This is a genomic window from Schlesneria sp. (assembly GCF_036405755.1).
Classification (GTDB): domain Bacteria; phylum Planctomycetota; class Planctomycetia; order Planctomycetales; family Planctomycetaceae; genus Schlesneria; species Schlesneria sphaerica.
The window spans coordinates 1-17,526 of sequence record NZ_DASWWZ010000239.1; the positions used below are offsets into that span (position 1 = coordinate 1).

Here is a 17,526-nt window from a genome sequence, read left to right on the forward strand (position 1 = left end):
AGGACTGGCTCAAAACGAACCTCGCCAAGTTCACCGGGATGTTACAAGGTCAACGGGAACTGAGTACCGTCGGACAACTGCTGCTGATGGAACTGGCGCCGCTCGTCGACGCACATCAGGGAACGATTTATCACCTGACAGACCATTTGGGCAGTTCCACGCTCAAGTTGCTGTCGAGCTACGCGCACGTCGGCAGCCGCCAGTTCGAGGCAGAGATTCGGCCAGGCTCGGGTCTGGTCGGCCAGTGTGCGGTCGACAAGAAGCGAATACTCCTGACGAACGTTCCACCCGATTTTATCTCGATCCATTCGAGCCTTGGTCATGCACAGCACCTCAGCATCATCGTGCTGCCGGTCCTGTTTGAAGGACAGACAAAGGCGGTGATTGAATTGGCGACGCTCCAGCAGTTTAGTGCGGGATCGCTCGCATTTCTGGAACTGCTGACGCAAAGCATCGGAGCTGTCTTCAATACGATCGAGGCGACGATGCGGACAGAAGGCCTGCTGTCGCAATCGCAGCAACTGACCGTCGAACTTCAGTCCCGCCAGAGTGAACTTCAGCAAACGAACCGTGAACTGGGGCTGAAAGCCAAACTGCTTGCCGAGCAGAACGAAGAAGTCGAACGGAAGAACCGGGAAGTGGAACAGGCCCGCAGGGCGCTGGAAGAAAAAGCCGAGGAACTTGCGCTGACATCCAAGTACAAGTCCGAGTTCCTGGCGAACATGTCTCATGAACTCCGAACGCCGCTGAATTCGATTCTGATTCTCAGTCAGCAGCTCGCGGGAAATTCGGGCGGCAACCTGACTCCCAGGCAGATCGAGTTCTCGCGCAACATCAACTCCTCCGGCTCGGACCTGCTGCATCTGATCAATGACATTCTGGACCTGTCGAAGATCGAATCGGGCACGGTCACCGTCGACGTCGAAGAGATTCCGTTTGCGGGACTGCGGGATACCATCGACCGGAACTTCCGTCACGTGGCCGAAGCGAAGAACCTTCCGTTCAATGTCCACTTCTCCGATGACCTTCCACGGTCCATGGACACCGACCCAAAACGATTGCAGCAGATTCTGAAAAACCTGCTTTCGAACGCGGTCAAATTTACCTCCCACGGACACGTCGAAGTGGGAGTTCGGTTCGCGACGGAAGGATGGAGTATCGATCATCCCGTGCTCAATTCGACCCAGCAGGTGCTTGCATTCTCGGTGGAAGATACCGGGATCGGGGTTCCCCCTGACAAGCAACGACTGATTTTCGAAGCCTTCCAGCAGGCGGATGCGGGGACGTCTCGCAAGTATGGTGGAACGGGGTTGGGGCTGGCGATCAGTCGCGAGCTGGCCATCCTGCTAGGGGGCGAGATTAAACTGACCAGCATCCATGGTCAGGGAAGCACATTCACGCTTTATCTTCCACTGCACTATTCGGGGCCCGCGAATTCTCCGAGCCCCGCCGCAACCAGCAATCTCGTACCAGATGTGGCTCAGAGCATTACTGTACGGCCAATGGTCGCCGAAGAACATGTCGAAGATGATCGCAAGGCCATCGACGAGGGTGACCTGATCATGCTGATTATCGAGGATGATCCTCATTATGCCCGAATTCTGCTGGGATTGGCGCGAGATAAAGGTTTCAAAGGAATCGTTGGAAATAAGGGATCGTTAGGGCTGTCATTAGCACGACAATTCAATCCGACAGCGATTTCTTTAGATATCTTCCTGCCTGACATGCTCGGCTGGACCGTGCTGAATCAGTTAAAGCTGGATCCTGTTACCAGACACATTCCTGTACTGGTTGTTTCGATGGAAGAGGAACGTCAGCATGGTCTGGCACATGGCGCGTTCGCGTGTCTCGTCAAGTCATCGACGACGGAGGGGCTGGAGACAGCTTTTGATCGGATCAGGCATTTCATCAGTAACACAACAAAACGACTTCTGATCGTCGAAGACAACGACATCGAACGGCAGTCGATCGTCGATCTGCTTGCACACAGCGATGTGGAAATTGTTGCCGCGGGCTCGGGCGGCGAAGCGAAGGCCGCCATCGAAGAAGGATCTTTCGACTGCATGGTTCTCGACCTGAGGCTGCCCGATATGTCGGGGTTTGAACTGCTTGAGTACCTTCAAAAACAGACGCCGAAACCGGATATTCCCGTCGTGGTCTTCACAGGGAAAGAACTTTCCATGGAGGAACAGAACCGTCTGAAGGTGATGGCAAGAAGTATTATTCTCAAGGACGTGCAGTCGCCGGAAAGGCTGCTTGACGAGACGGCGCTATTTTTGCATCGCGTCGTCACCGATCTACCGGTGGAAAAACGCAAGATGCTGGAGCGACTGCATAATTCCAACGAAGTCTTGCATCATCGAAAGATACTGGTTGTGGATGATGATGCCCGTAACATCTTTGCATTGACGTCGTTGCTTGAGAATCAGGAAATGGACGTACTGACCGCGACGAACGGCCGGGCGGCGATTGAAATGATCAGGAATACGCCCGACCTGAGTATGGTTCTCATGGACATCATGATGCCGGAAATGGACGGTTACGAAACGATGCGGGAGATCCGCAAAGACCCCGAATTTCGTACGCTGCCGATCCTGGCCCTGACGGCAAAGGCAATGAAAGGCGATCGGGAGAAATGCCTCGACGCCGGCGCAAGTGACTACATCGCCAAACCGGTGAATACGGACCAGTTACTCTCGTTGTTGCGTGTCTGGCTGTTCCGATAGTTTCGACCCTGATAAAACCACTGCTGTTATGAACATGGATTCACGCTCGTCGATCTGCGGGCTCACTGATCGCTCTCTCAGGCAATCACCCCTCAAGGAGGCTCCGATGTCTGCATCGCACAGCGGCGCCATTAATATCCTGATCGTGGATGATGAGCCGAAAAATCTGACGGTTCTGGAAACGATCCTCGATGATCCGCACTACCGGCTGGTGCGAGCAGAATCTCCCGACGAAGCCCTGCTGGCGCTGGTGGCAGATGAGTTTGCGCTGCTCATTCTTGATATCCGCATGCCGGGAATGACAGGGTTTGAGCTGGCTCAGATGATTAAGGAACGAAAGAAAACGGCCAGCGTTCCGATTATCTTTTTGACCGCATACTACAACGAAGATCAGCACATGCTCGAAGGATACGGAACGGGGGCTGTGGACTATCTCCACAAACCCGTGAATCCTGCGGTGCTGCGGTCAAAAGTCGCTGTTTTTGCTGAACTTTACAGCAAACGACGTGAACTTGCAGAAGCCAATCGCGCGCTCATCGCCGAGAACGCAGAGCGGCGGCGGGTTGAAGATGATCTCAGGCAGCTCAATGAAACACTCGAACAGCGGGTATCAAACCGAACCCAGGCGCTCGCTGAAATCAGTTCAGCGCTCCAAGAGTCCTTCGCGTTACTTGATACTCTGGCTGCAACAGCACCGGTGGGATTGGCGTTTATCGATCGAGATCTGAAATTCGCTCGAGTTAACGAAACTCTCGCCGACTACCACGGTGTCCCACTCAACGATCATCTCGGTCGAAAGGTGGCGGAGGTTGTGCCTGACCTGTGGCCCGACCTGCAGCCGCTACTTCAACGGGCGATCGCTGGTGAGCCCGTCGTGAATATCGAAGTATCGGGTACGTCAGCGACCTCCGGGGATGTTCTGCACTGGTTGGCGAGTTACTACCCGGTCCAGGTGCAGACGGAAACAATCGGTGCTGGCGTGGTCATGGTGGATGTCACGTCGCAGAAAAAACTGCAGCAGGCGATCACGGAAGCGGACCGCCGTAAAGATGAGTTCCTGGCCACCCTGGCGCACGAACTTCGCAATCCGCTGGCCCCGATACGCAATTCGCTCCAGATCATCAAGCTGGCACCTGGGGACGCGGAGATCGTCCAGGAGGCGCGGACTGTGATGGAACGGCAGCTCGCGCAGATGGTTCATCTGGTCGATGACCTGCTTGATGTCAGCCGAATCAGCCGGGGTAAACTGGACCTGCGGATTGAACGAGTGGATCTCAATGTGATTCTCAACAACGCCCTCGAGACCAGCCGGTCTTTGATTGAATCGAGTGGCCACGAACTCCGTGTTGATCTGCCGTCCGAACCACTCTTTATGGATGCAGACGTCACCCGATTAGGGCAGGTGTTCGCGAACCTGCTGAATAACGCGGCAAAATACAGTGAAAGAGGGTCACAGATTGCCCTGACCGCTGCCCGATTGGGGCGCGAAATTGTGGTCAGTGTAAAGGACAATGGCATTGGGATTCCGACCGAGATGCTCCATCAGATCTTCGAGCTGTTCACTCAGGTCGATCAATCGCTGGAACGCTCAAACGGTGGCCTGGGAATCGGACTGTCACTTGTCCAGCGCCTGGTACAAATGCACGGCGGTGACGTAAAAGCTCACAGTGACGGCAGCGGAAGGGGAAGCGAATTCATCGTTCGGTTGCCACTCGCGGTCCTGAAAAGCAGTCCCGCTGAGCCGTCTTCTCCCGGCGGGCCCGCCGCAACATCGACGCCGCCCCGCCGAATTCTGATCGCCGATGACAACGAGGACTCGGCGACCAGTCTGGCCAGAATTCTCAAGATCATGGGGAACGAAGTCCATACAGCGAACGATGGTGAAGAGGCCGTCATACTGGCCGCCACGTTCCGTCCGGACGTCATTCTGATGGACATTGGCATGCCGCGAATGAATGGCTATGACGCATGCCGCGAGATCCGCAGTCAACCCTGGGGGAAAGAGACCGTCCTGATTGCCCAGACCGGGTGGGGACAAAACGAAGATAAGAAGCGATCCCGAGATGCAGGCTTCGATTTGCACATCGTTAAACCGATGGACCCCATGATTCTGGAAGGGTTACTGACAGAACTGAAATCCTCTAATTGACTTCCGGTTTGGGGGTTGCTGCGGACGCTCAGGCAGGCTTACTTTCCATTGAAGCGTGGTTTCCGTTTCTCATTGAAAGCAGCGATCCCTTCTTGCGCATCGGGTAATCCTAGGCACTGGATGTAGGCTGCCGTATCTGCGAGGTAGGCCTGCTTTGCTTGTGTTCCTTCGTCCGCGTGGATCAGTTGTTTTGTCAGACGAAGAGCGGCGGCGGGCTGAGCCAGGAATTGCTGGGCTAGCTCCCCTGCGCTGCTTAGCAGCCGCGTTTGAGGAACGAGATCATGGACCAGACCGTACTGGCTGGCTTGCTGCGAGGTGATCTGTTTGCCGGTAAGACATAACTCGAGGGCGCGGGCTTTGCCAACCAGTGCCGTCAATTGAGCGATTCCATAGCCGGGTGGCCAACCCAGTTTAATCTCGGGCATGGAAAAGCGTGAGGAATGTGAGGCAATGCGGAAATCGCACGAATATGCCAGCACACATCCCCCTCCAAATGCCACTCCGTTAATCGCCGCGATGAATACCTGAGGCAGTTTCTCCCAGGCGAGGTACAGAGATGCCTGTCGATGGCTGAGTCGGGTTGCTTCCGCCAGATCGAGCGTGCCGACCTCGGTGACGTCGTCCCCTGCGCAGAAGGCTTCTCCACTGCCCGTCACGATCACCACTCGAACGTCGGGGTGACCCGCCAGCCAGGCGTTGAGTTCCTCCAGATCCGCCGTCATCTGTCGGTCGACCGCGTTCAGCTTTGCAGGACGGTTTAGCCAGACCGTGGCGATGGCCCCCGCTCGTTCGACTCGTAACGTCTTGAGGGGAGGCAGGTCTGAATGATTCTGTTGCGGTGAGACCGGCAGGACTGACCCCTCCCGCATTTGGCTGGCTTTGTCTTCCAGCCTGGCAGCGAACTTCTCGGTGCGGATCACTGCACGACGGTGTGTACCACGACCAATCTGGTCTTTGGTGTCGAATGCCGCCAGTTCAAAATCAATCAACCGTCCGTCGATCGCCGTCACTTTCGCCTCGGCCCGCACGACCGAGTTGATCGGGGAGGCAGCCAGATGTTCGACGGAAACAGTCGCTCCGACTGATTCTTCTCCGTCTTCTAGAAACGGTAACAGCGCCTCACGAGCCGCGTGTTCCATCAGGTCGATCATCGCTGGCGTTGAAAAGACCATTGCTCCGACCGGTTGAGAAGCCCCGAGATGGATCACGCTGGATCCATCCACAAACCGGTCGAGTTTTCCGATGGTCCCAATTGTTAAACCGGATTTCATAGGTCTTGGTTCGCAATGAAGATCGGCCAATCGACGACCGAACGGAAGTTATGGAGATCGAGTCCGCAGGTGTCAGGGCTGGAGATCAGGTACGCCGATGGAGTTGCCGAATGATTCCACGAGCACTTCGGGGGTACAGTCATACGTCAGTTTGAGTGCCTCATCGAGCGGGTATCCGTCTTTGATGGCCGTCAGGAATGCGCGGTACAGATTGGCATCCGTTTGCAGCATGAATTCGGTCAAGCTTGATGCGATGCCGTAGTCTGTCGGGGTGAGTCCGTCGACTTTCTGGAAAAATCCTCCCATTGTGCGGTTCATACGCAGGAAGGCGATGCCGTCCGACTGTCTCCGAGCGACGGCAGGTGTCCCCGGAACGGCGACGCCCGCAATCCATTCGGCAATCCCTTCATTCAGCCAGGGAACGATGTGTACGTTGGATCGCATCCGATGGACGAACCCGTGAGCGGTTTCATGGACCAGCGTTGCTGCAAAATAAGCAGGGTCCTTACCAATCCAAATGACAATCACAACGCTGCCGTCGTACGATCCGTGGTGCAGTCCCTGCGTCCCCTCCGATTTTGGGTTCTTCATGACCGTGGCTTCAAAATGGTGGTACATCTCGGCGTTAGCGAACGCCAGCACGGGACATTTTCCTTTCCAGATGTTCTTGTCGGGCAAGATTCCAAACGCCAGGCAAAGCTGTCGATACATCGTGTCAAGATTATTGAGGTATCCCGCGATCTGTTCTGCGGGTAGATCTGTGAAAAACAGGTAGAACTCCGTCTCCTGCATCAGGAAGTTGTGTCCGGGGAAGAGCTTCCGAGCTTCCTTGAACAACTCTTTCGATTTTTCAATCGACTCCGCACGTTCCTCGTCGGATGGATCGTCCCAGAGAGCGTGACCCGTTCGCGACAACCGTGCTTGTGCCAGTTCATCTCTTCGAGCGAGATCAAGCAGGAAGAATGACTTTGCCGAGGGATCCTGCACGACATCAAAAACCTTGTCCTCCGTCGCCAGATGAGCCAGGTTTGTGGCGGGGATCTTTTGCTTACCTCCCTTCGGGAGTGTGATTCCCAGGATTTTCAGTGTGTTTTTCTGTTTGCCGGGCAATAGTTCGGTGATCTCGACTTGCTCAAGCTTTTTCCCGGTCTGAAGGTACAAGTCGGCCTTCATTCCTTTAGAGAGTGGCGATTCGTCGGTCCCGAGCGGTGCGATGTATTCCTGCTCAAGCTTGAGCAGCGCGCGCGTCCCCAGCTTCACACCCCGCAGCTTGGGTGGTGCTGAATCTGCGGTCAGGCAGAACAGAACGGCGCCTGCAGTCAGACTTGCGACACAGGCACGGACTGCTTTTGACTTCGCCATGGGGTGACTCAGAAAAAGAGGGACCAGATCGAAAAAATGAGTTCCGGAATCCTGCGTGCTGGACAGTAAATTTTTCCGAGATCGGACTCGGAGCGTTGGCACTACCGATTCACCTTGCGTTCTACGAGCCGCCCGAATCTCTTTCGAGCCGATCAAGGGCACGGAGTTTCCGGTCGGCGTCGAACGTCGGAGGGGGAAGAGTCGCCGCCAGCTTGAGTGCGTCTGTCGGGGATACGTCAGTGCGGGGTTTTCCGGTCCCGCGAAAAATAGGCAGTGATTGCCTCATGGCAATGATTTCACGTCGTGTCCGCCCCTTGGGGGCATCGGGCCACGGATTCGGATGCGATTGCCATTCAAAAAAGATCGGCACCACCTGCTGCATGTATTTCCAATATCCGGGGTTATCTGTCTGCAGGACGATCTGTCCCCCCGGGGCCAGAGAACGATGGACGAGCGCGATAAATTCGGGGGTGATCAAACGCCGGTGAACCTGACTCGCCTCGTAGTATGGCTGCGGATGATATACGTGAATTTCCGCCACCGATTGTGGTGCGATGTAATCCGCCAGCAGTTCCCGTCCACCGATGACGGCGAAGCGGACATTGGTCAATCCTCGCTGGTTAGCTCGTCGGGTCGCATAACGAATGACCACGGGAAGGACGTCTGAAGAAAGGTGATCAACGTCCGGCCGCCAGATTGCCGAGGCCAGAGTAGATCGTCCATTGCCACACCCGATATCGAGCATGACGGGAGCCGTACGACCGAACAACGCGGCAAAGTCCAACGGTCCCGGCGGAGGGAGCTTTTTGATGGCGGTCTGTGTCCATTTTTCCGGGGCAAGAATCTCGCCCGGTACGGGAACACCGAATTCGCGTTCGATCTGGCGCTTGGGGCGTTCAAAGGGACTGAAAGGGGGCACGGTCGTCGTCCAAAAAAGTGACTCGGTCGCGGCGTCTGCGGAGGTCGTGACTCAACTTCGCTGACTGAGTGCAAGTCGACCGGACGCTCTGCCCCCTATCATAGCGACTGTCCGAACAGATGGGATTAGAACCCTTCTCCGGTGGTGAAGTGGCCTCCGCTACGGGGACGCCCGACCCGTTCCTGATGGACACGTCGCTCAGGAGCACGCCGTTCGATTCCTCGTTGCGCCATCGAGTTCAGAGCACCTTCGACAACTTGGGCAGTTGCGTTGACGAGAGCGCGAGACAAAGCGGGATTATTGAGGGCTTCCAAGACGACATTGGCCCCTTGCGCTGACATGTTCTCGGCCCAGTTTGGCTGAAACTGCTGCTGCCGTCTGATGATTTGCCAGAATTCTTCCGGTTTGGTCAGCCCCTGTAGATAACGTGTCAGTTCGGTGTCAGGGTCCAGTGAATCGGAGAATGAACTTCGCTCAGAATCAAAGTTGTTCTGACGAAATCGGTTCACGACCAGATCCATACCTCCCGCCAGATCTTCAGCCAGCTTGCGGTTACGCTGGGCGTCCACGATTTGAGGCTTAAGTCGCTCGATCTGGGCCGTCAGCTCGGTGACCCGAGACACAATCTCGTCATCGCGGGGGTCCGGGGTACGTCTGGCCCTGTTCTGGAGGACTCCTGTTTCTGTCTGGCTGAGGAACTTTTCGAACTTTTTGATGGCCTCTTCGTAGAAATGGCCCTGTGTCTGATCAAGTTCCTCGAGTTCGGCATCGACGGCCTGCAGTTCATTTCGGGTCTTCTCCAGGGTTGCGACAATTTCCTCTCGCTTTGCCCCGAGTTTTCGGCCTGCTTCCAGAACCGCGGTCAGCCCGACGGAGTCGGTAATCTGGTACTCAATATCTTCGATCTCTTCCATCAAGCCCTTGAATTCGGTTTTGCGGCGTTCGACTTCTTCCGCCATCAGTTTGGGCGTATTCCGGAGAAACTCATACCCGTTCCGTGCTTTGGGAAAATCGATGATCCTCGCGACCCATCTGTCTAGGGATCTGAGGAATCCTTTCGCCCGGTAAGCGGATGTTCCGTAACCGATCCGGTAGAGGTACTGAAAGAGGGAACTTTTCTCGTAGGGCGGAAGCTTTTCCTTTGCAGAGGCCTGGAGTTCGAGGACGCGGGCCTCATTCCGCTGCAGACGCGCTTCCATCTGGGCCGCGTCGTGCGAAAGTTCCTGGAAATGCGTGTCGTCCTTAAGACGGTCAGCAACGACTCTCTCCAGATCGTCACGTCGTCGCACGTGTTCATTCAATTGTTCGGTGATCCCGTCGAGATCCTTCTCGAGCTTACGGCACGATTCGACGAATCGGCTGGCCCGAGCGGTTAACTCGGCATGGATCCGCTCTTTACGCCCCATAATCTCCAGTAACGTCGCCCGGACTTCGGCAAAAGTCGTTTCAATCGACGATCGGCTGAATTCAGGCAGATAGTGCTGCGCCAGTTCGAGGAGAGTCGCCCCTTTGCGCGAGACCAATTCTTTTAACTGACTGTCGAGCATCTCCACATCTCGTGTCCGCTCTGCGACGGCCAACCGCTGATGGTCGAGCGCGGATTGCAGCTGATGGTAGATGACTGAACCTGGAGTCGGCATGGATCGGCTTCTCGACAAGGGGCCAAGCGACGTGTTCCTAATCCACCCTGGGGATCGATTTTCAGAATCTCGTAGGAATGGAATCATCCATTGTCAGTCAATCGACATCCCTAAGTCTAGTGACGGGGATCGCAGCTTCGATGCTGTGATCCAGATAGAATCGGACACCGTCATCGATAAGACGATTGTGTTCGTCGCAGTTGGAAACCCGGCTGGCTGCGCTGGTTCATTCAACAGTGAGGGCCACAGTGGCGAATGAATTTCGCTGCCGTGGCCCCACTGATTTCTTTCCTCTTCGCGTCTTCTTCGCCCGAACTTGCCGTGCGTGAAGTCGAAGGAAGCGGACGAGGCTCAGTTACATTCAGCAACCAGCGGACCGGCCAGATCTTGCAGGAAGAACAGGCGACCGGGCTGTCCGGGCATAAATGTCGAAGGAATCCACGGGGTCGGCTCGTGTCGCAGGGTCATCCAGAGCGACAGGCCCTGCCACTGCATTCCACGGCCGAAGGTGCCGTCAGCGCCGCCGATGATCTTATCGCAGCCGAGGAACAAGCCTGGGCCGATCGTATTGGCGAACGCCGGGACATGCGTCGTGCGGCTCTTGAAACTGGTCAGGGCATTCTGTTCGATCGTCAGAGGATGCAGCTTGGCACCCAGCCGATGAGTCTGTTGCTTCCATTCGGCCACCGATGAGTATTCGGCGGCGAAGTGAGGTTCCCAGAATGCGATATGGCAAACGCGGCCAATACCGAAGATGGTGGTCAGCTTTGCGCCGCGGGATCGTAGTTCGCCGATCTTTTCGGCGTAGGTCGGCAGCAGTTTCTTCGTGGCAAAGTTACGCTGTTTCTTGGGAACGGTCAATTTTTTGAGAGGACCGTAAAACGCCTGCTCCATGGCATACTGAAATGATCCCGTATTGGACGATGGGAGCGTATTGCCAGCGATGTCCGACCATTCGTCCATGTTGAAACCATGCACATGATCGCACGAGACATTCCATTCTGTCAGGAAATAGACGGCCCAGCGATACATGCCCATCGGACCCACGGGCAGAATCATGGCAGCCTGTTCGCCCGCATCCCGGGCCTGCTTGATCGTGTGGGCAATTTCATGCCCGAGCATCATGTCGAAGTCGGCCAGGCTGGTACAGGGGATTAGCTGGAAGCCCGAGTGCCAGCTCTTCTGACGGACCGTAATCGTTGAGGGATCGGGGTCGACGCATGCGTCGATTTTCGCGAGATCCCAGCCAGACGGATAGAAGCCTTCCATCAACGAACCCGACAATGTCGTAAGCAAATCCATTAACTAAACTCCCAAGTCAAATGCAGGTTGAATCATCGAGAAGCAGTTGCCACAGCGAAGCCCGATTGTAGACGTTTGTGGGTGAGTTATGCCTCTGGTGCGATCATGATTTTCGCCCGGATTTCGGAAACGCCCGGCTTCCAACGGGAATTGACCTTATAAGTCAAATTGCTGAAACTGTCCGACCGTTCCGATTCCCCGCTACTTTGTGCTCGCAGGTGCAGGAGACAACCCTTGGCGACGTGTTTGGGAAGGGATCTGCTATGCTTTCGCTAAGTCACCAGAATGAACCAGTCCACTGGCGGCGTCACGTCGATCCGTTTGACCGTAAGTGATTCGGATCCGCCCGAGTGGTTCCCCGCTTTGTGAATCGATCGTCTACTCGTTCCGGTTTGAATGGATTCATGCGCAACAATCGAGTCGACATGACTTCGCCGGACACTCAGGAGCAACCGATGGCCAATTTTGATCTGTCCGTACATGGATTGAAGGCTCCCACGATTCTGCGGAACGCCGATCCCTCACAACTCTATGAAGAGGCGATTCGCTACGAACCGGGGACGCGCATTTCCAACTCTGGAGCACTCATCGCCTATTCCGGGGAGAAAACAGGTCGCTCGCCACAGGATAAACGACTTGTCAAAAATTCCGCGTCGGCAGATGACATCTGGTGGGGACCCGTGAATTTTCCGCTGGACGATGCCACGTTCTCAATCAATCGCGAGCGGGCCAAGGATTATCTGAATATCTGCGAAAGGCTTTACGTCGTCGACGCGTTCGCCGGTTGGGATCCGCAGCACCAGATCAAAGTTCGAGTGATCTGTTCTCGGCCCTATCACGCCCTGTTTATGCATCAGATGCTGATTCGTCCTACTGACGACCAGTTGGCGAACTTTGGCGTGCCCGACTTCGTCATCTACAACGCAGGAAGGTTCCCGGCGAACCGTTACACGACCGGTATGACGTCCAAGACCAGCGTTGACGTCAGTTTTGAGAACGGTGAAGTTGTCATTCTGGGGACCGAGTATGCAGGCGAGATGAAGAAGGGCATCTTCACGATCATGAATTATCTGATGCCGAAACGAGGAGTGCTTTCGATGCACTGTTCGGCAACAGCAGATCGAGTCACGGAGCAGTCCTCGATCATGTTTGGACTCTCCGGAACGGGGAAAACCACGCTCTCTGCCGATCCCCGTCGGTCTCTGATTGGTGACGACGAGCACTGCTGGTCGAACGAAGGAATTTTCAACATTGAGGGGGGCTGCTACGCCAAGGCGATCTACCTCTCACGAGAATCCGAGCCGGAGATCTTCCAGGCGCTGCGTTACGGGGCGGTGCTGGAAAACGTCGTCTACGATGACGCCCATCATCACGTCGACTTCAACAATTCGACCATCACGCAGAACACTCGGGGTGCATACCCCATAGAATATGTGACGAATGCGAAAATTCCCTGCGTTGCGGGCCACCCGACTGATGTCATCTTCCTGACGTGCGACGCGTTTGGAGTCCTGCCGCCGGTCAGTCGATTAACGACCGAGCAGGCAATTTTCCATTTTGTGAACGGTTACACGGCCAAGATCGCGGGAACGGAAGTCGGTGTGAAAGAGCCTCAGGCAACGTTCTCGCCCTGTTTTGGCGGACCGTTCCTTGTCTGGCACCCGCAGAAGTATGCAGAACTGCTGGCGGAAAAGATCCAAAAGCACGACGCCAAGGTCTGGCTGGTGAATACGGGTTGGAGCGGTGGCCCCTACGGAATCGGCGCTCGAATGAAGCTGGCCTACACTCGGGCCATCATCGACGCGATCCACTCGGGGGAACTCCGGGACGCGCCGACTCAATTGGATCCCATTTTCGGGCTACACGTTGTCACCCGGTGCAGCAAAGTCCCCGACGAAATCCTCGATCCGCGAAAAGCCTGGGCTGACGTTTCCCATTACGAAGCGAGTGCCCGCCGACTGGCCGACTCGTTCGCGGAAAACTATGCCCAGTTCCAGGAAGGGGGAGTCATCACCGGTTCGATGGACGGTTGATCCTCGGGGGTGCCAATGGCGCCATCAGCGAGGATGACGTGAGCGGGCCGCTATTTTTCAGCGGGGGGCCGTTCGCCTCGACCCGGGCGATGATTTTTGGCGGCGTGGGGGTGCGCGTTTTCGTAGGTGTCTTTCAGACGTTTTGTACTGACGTGTGTGTAGATCTGGGTTGTTGTCAGACTTTTATGTCCCAGCAGTTCCTGAACGGAACGCAGGTCGGCACCCCCATCCAGAAGGTGAGTTGCAAACGAATGACGCAAGGTGTGGGGGGTGGTGAGTTTGTCGAGACCCGTCAGCTTCAGATACTTTTCCAGCATTCGACCGATGCTGCGTGTTGTCAGTCGCGTGCCGAAGCGATTTAAGAAGAGTGCTCCCTGGTCTTTGGGACCTGCGCCAGGAGCCTCTTTGCGGACCTCCAGCCAGCGGTAGAGTGCTTGAGCGGCAAAACGTCCGATCGGTGCGATCCGCTCTTTCTTTCCTTTTCCGAAGACGCGGATGATGTTGGCGTCCTGGTCCCAGTGGTCGACGTTCAGGCCGACAAGTTCAGCCACTCGGAGACCGGCAGAGTACAGCGTCTCCAGAATCGCTCGGTCGCGAAGTCCCTCATCCTGATTGGCGGGAGGAGCTTCGAGAAGTTTTGTGATCTGTTCAGTCGTGAGAAAGTGAGGCAGTTTCCGACCGACTCGGGGCGTCCGAAGGACTTTGGCAGGATTCGAACTGACAAGGCCTTCTCGTTGGCAGTAGCGGAAGAAGCTGCGCAGGCTGGCCAGTCGTCGGGCGATCGTCGTTCGTGCGTAGTCGCACTCATGAAGGTAGGCGACATAACCGCGAAGCTGCGGGATTTGCACTTCGGCTGGATCGACAATGTCCCCGACGCGATCGCGAAAATAGTCCAGCAGGCTGCCAAAGTCCTCGCTGTAGGATTTGAGTGTCAGCTCAGACGCATTTCGCTCGATTTTCAGGTAGCGCAGGAAGCCATCAATCGCGGCGTACATTGGGGCGTTGCTTGTTTCCAGGACGAGAAGCGCTGTTCAAGTTCGCGATCGGATCGACTGAACTCAACGGAACCAATTTCGCAGTCGTGGTCAGCACGACCGTATCAATTCAGTGGGTGACGACTCAAGATTGTTCTGGATTGGTCCGCATTGCCAAAACAACCCGGCCACCGCCGGTCGGATGCGGTGGGATCGGTGCGTTTCGCAATCCCCAGTGGCTCGCTACCGACTCAATCGTTCCTCGTTGTGTCAGCGTCCAGCGGCACGAATGTTGGCTGCTGTGACGGCACGGTTTCAGGTGGGGCGGAGCCAATCTTCGCGATCAGTTCGCCTAGAGCCGGTGATCAGGCTGCGGACCGGCGAATGCGATTGCGAGGACGTTCTTTGTCCGTGGAGTCGGCTTCCCGGAGTTTCCGGACACGCTGGCTCAGGGTCGCGGCATCATACCACGAGAAGTTCAGCTCGGGATCGGCCGCGTACTTGCCGAGCGTCTGCAACAGTTGATCGGCGCTCTCATCGTCGTAGAGAAACACAAAACGCTCGGGTCCCTTGATCAGCGCGAGGACATTAACGCCGTGTTGAGGCATGACTCTTCCCTTCCGTGGGTCCGATCTCGAAGTTGAAGCGTAATTAAGCTGCCGCCGAGGCCAGCGTCGTGAAAGGGATATCGACCGATCAGCTACAGATTCGCAGGAATCTGTGAGAGGGAGGGGAACTGCGCGTGATTCACTCTATTCAGCCGCTTGAATCGTCGTGAAACGGATGAAACAACGTTTCCGTGCCGCCGATTTTATCGGCAAAGTCCACGTAGAAGTTTAACCTTGCCAAGTTGCTTCAGCCGTCGCAGCATGCACTGTCCCCGAGAGATTTTCGAGGAGCAGCGGAAACTGGTCGATTCTGCTGAATTTTGACAATTGAGCGTGCACGCACCACTGGACGTGTGCCATAATTTTGTAAAGATTGGGAAACCTGCGTCAACTATAGGGCTGGACTGCCGTTCGAGTTCATTTTCCTGCTGGAACAACACTTATGGCTCGTTTTCGATTGGTTATTGCGCTGCTCGTGCTGGCCGCGACTTTCCCTGGTATTGCCGCGCACGCTCAGCAACCCGCCGCAACACCCTCGAAGTTTGATACGTTGACGACTGGCCTGAAAAAAGTCGACGGAGGACTTTGGACGGTTTATACGAAGGACCAGCAAATCCTGGTCGACCTGAAACAAGCTCAGCTCAACCAAGACTACTTAATGCTCAGCTCGATCGCTCGCGGGGTGAGCCAGGGGATGGTTCTGGGCGGGATGACGTGGGGAGACGATGTTCTCTGGTCGTTCCGTAAAGTCGGAGACAAGATTCACGTCCTGCGTCGCAACGTCAAATTCAAAGCCAAAGCGGGAAGTCCCGAAGCGACCGCTGTCAAATTGGCCTACAGCGATTCCGTTCTCTACGCCCTGCCGATCCTGACCGACACTCCGGGCGGCCACCTGGTCGATATGACACGCATTTTCCTGAGCGACGACGAAATGGTCGGCCGAATGCTCGGTGCATCCTTTGTGTTCGATCGCAGTACGATCGCCAATGTGAAGACATTTCCGAAGAATGTGGAAATCGACATTGCCGCAGTCTACTCGCGCGATCCCATGAACGAGTCGGACGCGGTACCCGATCCGCGCGGAATGCAGGTGATGATGCATTACAGTATCAGCCAGTTGCCGCAAACCGGCTACAAACCACGAAAAGCAGACGACCGGATCGGTTACTTCCTTACGGTTACGAAGGATTTCAGTGACGTATCAGACGATCAGCACTTCGTCCGCTACATCAATCGCTGGGACCTTCAGAAGCTGGACCCTTCCGCGAAGATTTCTCCTCCGAAGGATCCGATTGTCTTCTATCTCGAAAAGACCGTCCCCTTCAATTTGCGTCCGATTGTCAGAGCGGGGATCGAAGATTGGAACAAGGCATTCGAGAAACTCGGTTTCGACAACGCCATCGAAGTACGGCAGCAGCGTGATGACGACACTTGGGATCCGGAAGATGTGCAGCATAACACGTTTCGCTGGATCACAGCAGAAGCCGGTTTTGCCATGGGCCCCTCCCGTACGAACCCGTTGACGGGTCAGATTCTGGATGCAGACATCATCTTCGATGCCAGCTTCCTGCGGTCGTGGAAGTCGACGTACGAGAACTTTACTCCTGCCACCATCGCCACCCTGTTTGGGGAAGAGCTTCCCGTAAAGGGGCCACGTCCGCTCCGCCTGCCGGGAAATCGGGCTTTCCACGAATGCCGGCTGTCGGAAGGGATGCAGCAGCAGACCGGGTTTGCGGCAGCAGTCATGGCAGTGCAGGGCCTCACTGAAAAGCGTGGCGAATTGCCCGAAGAGTATCTTCAGCAGGCCCTTAAAGAAGTCGTGATGCACGAAGTCGGCCATACGCTGGGACTGCGGCACAACTTCAAGGCCAGTGCCTGGAAGTCGCTCGCGGAAATGGAAGATGCTGCCAAGGTCCATGAACCGACTGTGGCGAGTGTGATGGATTATTCCCCCGTGAATATCGTCCCCGCCGGCACGAAACAGCCAGCGTACTACACCACCACCCTGGGCCCATACGACTACTGGGCGATTGAGTACGGCTACAAACCGATCTCGGGTGACGAGAACGCCGAACTGGCAAAAATCGCCTCTCGCAGCGGTGAAAGTGGCCTCGACTTTGGAACCGACGAGGACGCAGAGTCCAACGATCCCGACCCCCTCACCTTCCGGTTTGATCTGGGCAAGGATCCTGTCGTTTACGCACAGCGCCAAATCGCCATCGTAAACGCACTTCTACCGAAGTTCCTGGAGCGGACCGTCGACAACGGCGAGGGATACCAGCGCGCACGGCAGTCGTTTGGAATCCTGATAGGTGAGTATTACAGAACCATCCGCTTTGCTTCGAAGCTGATCGGCGGAGTGCACATTTACCGCGATCATAAGGGCGACAATCAGGCTCGTACTCCCTTTAAGCCGGTTGATGCAGCACAGCAGCGAAGTGCGACCCGATTGATCCTGGACCAGGGGTTGGTGGCTCACAAGTTCGACCCTGCCCTGCTGAATTCCCTCGCGGCAACCCGATGGCGACATTGGGGCACCTCC

General features: G+C 55.9%; 11 protein-coding genes. 4 read left to right on the forward strand and 7 right to left on the reverse strand.

The genetic code is table 11. The features are described from left to right. Both VGE80_RS08495 and VGE80_RS08500 read left to right on the forward strand, forming a co-directional pair. On the forward strand, window positions 1-2,726 hold a 2,726-nt coding region (locus VGE80_RS08495; protein WP_440592345.1), incomplete at its 5' end, for a response regulator. Between the two features lie 106 nt (window positions 2,727-2,832). Beyond that, window positions 2,833-4,875, forward strand: coding sequence for a response regulator (locus VGE80_RS08500; protein WP_440592346.1), 2,043 nt, complete (start codon window positions 2,833-2,835; stop codon window positions 4,873-4,875). Between the two features lie 38 nt (window positions 4,876-4,913). Here VGE80_RS08500 and VGE80_RS08505 read toward each other — a convergent pair whose 3' ends face one another. The 5 genes from VGE80_RS08505 to VGE80_RS08525 all read right to left on the reverse strand — a co-directional run bounded on the left by VGE80_RS08505 (window position 4,914) and on the right by VGE80_RS08525 (window position 11,369). After that, window positions 4,914-6,146 carry a thioesterase, FlK family gene (locus VGE80_RS08505; RefSeq protein WP_440592347.1) on the reverse strand — a complete coding sequence of 411 codons (1,233 nt, stop codon included), beginning with the start codon at window positions 6,144-6,146 and terminating at the stop codon, window positions 4,914-4,916. Window positions 6,147-6,218: 72 nt separating this feature from the next. Further along, complete coding sequence (locus tag VGE80_RS08510; protein ID WP_440592348.1) at window positions 6,219-7,508, reverse strand: hypothetical protein; 1,290 nt, start codon at window positions 7,506-7,508, stop codon at window positions 6,219-6,221. Window positions 7,509-7,629: 121 nt separating this feature from the next. Next, on the reverse strand, window positions 7,630-8,427 hold the full coding sequence (gene trmB / locus VGE80_RS08515; protein WP_440592349.1) for a tRNA (guanine(46)-N(7))-methyltransferase TrmB: 798 nt from the start codon (window positions 8,425-8,427) through the stop codon (window positions 7,630-7,632). Window positions 8,428-8,552: 125 nt separating this feature from the next. Then, entirely contained in the window at window positions 8,553-10,067 is a 1,515-nt protein-coding gene (locus VGE80_RS08520) for a hypothetical protein (protein WP_440592350.1), read from the reverse strand. A gap of 351 nt (window positions 10,068-10,418) precedes the next feature. Continuing rightward, window positions 10,419-11,369, reverse strand: coding sequence for a 6-phosphogluconolactonase (locus tag VGE80_RS08525; protein WP_440592351.1), 951 nt, complete (start codon window positions 11,367-11,369; stop codon window positions 10,419-10,421). Window positions 11,370-11,824: 455 nt separating this feature from the next. On the opposite strand from VGE80_RS08525, the gene pckA reads away from it, so the two are divergent. Continuing rightward, complete coding sequence (gene pckA / locus VGE80_RS08530) at window positions 11,825-13,402, forward strand: phosphoenolpyruvate carboxykinase (ATP) (RefSeq protein WP_440592352.1); 1,578 nt, start codon at window positions 11,825-11,827, stop codon at window positions 13,400-13,402. 50 nt (window positions 13,403-13,452) lie between these two features. Here the strand turns inward: pckA and xerC are convergent, their stop codons facing one another. Together xerC and VGE80_RS08540 are read right to left on the reverse strand one after the other, a co-directional pair. Then, the gene (gene xerC, locus VGE80_RS08535; RefSeq protein ID WP_440592353.1) at window positions 13,453-14,397 is read right to left on the reverse strand and encodes a tyrosine recombinase XerC; all 945 of its coding nucleotides are present in this window, start codon (window positions 14,395-14,397) and stop codon (window positions 13,453-13,455) included. A gap of 344 nt (window positions 14,398-14,741) precedes the next feature. Continuing rightward, the gene (locus tag VGE80_RS08540; RefSeq protein WP_373650933.1) at window positions 14,742-14,984 is read right to left on the reverse strand and encodes a hypothetical protein; all 243 of its coding nucleotides are present in this window, start codon (window positions 14,982-14,984) and stop codon (window positions 14,742-14,744) included. A gap of 442 nt (window positions 14,985-15,426) precedes the next feature. On the opposite strand from VGE80_RS08540, the gene VGE80_RS08545 reads away from it, so the two are divergent. Then, window positions 15,427-17,526, forward strand: a 2,100-nt coding sequence (locus VGE80_RS08545) for a zinc-dependent metalloprotease (RefSeq protein WP_440592354.1), incomplete at its 3' end; no start/stop codon positions are given.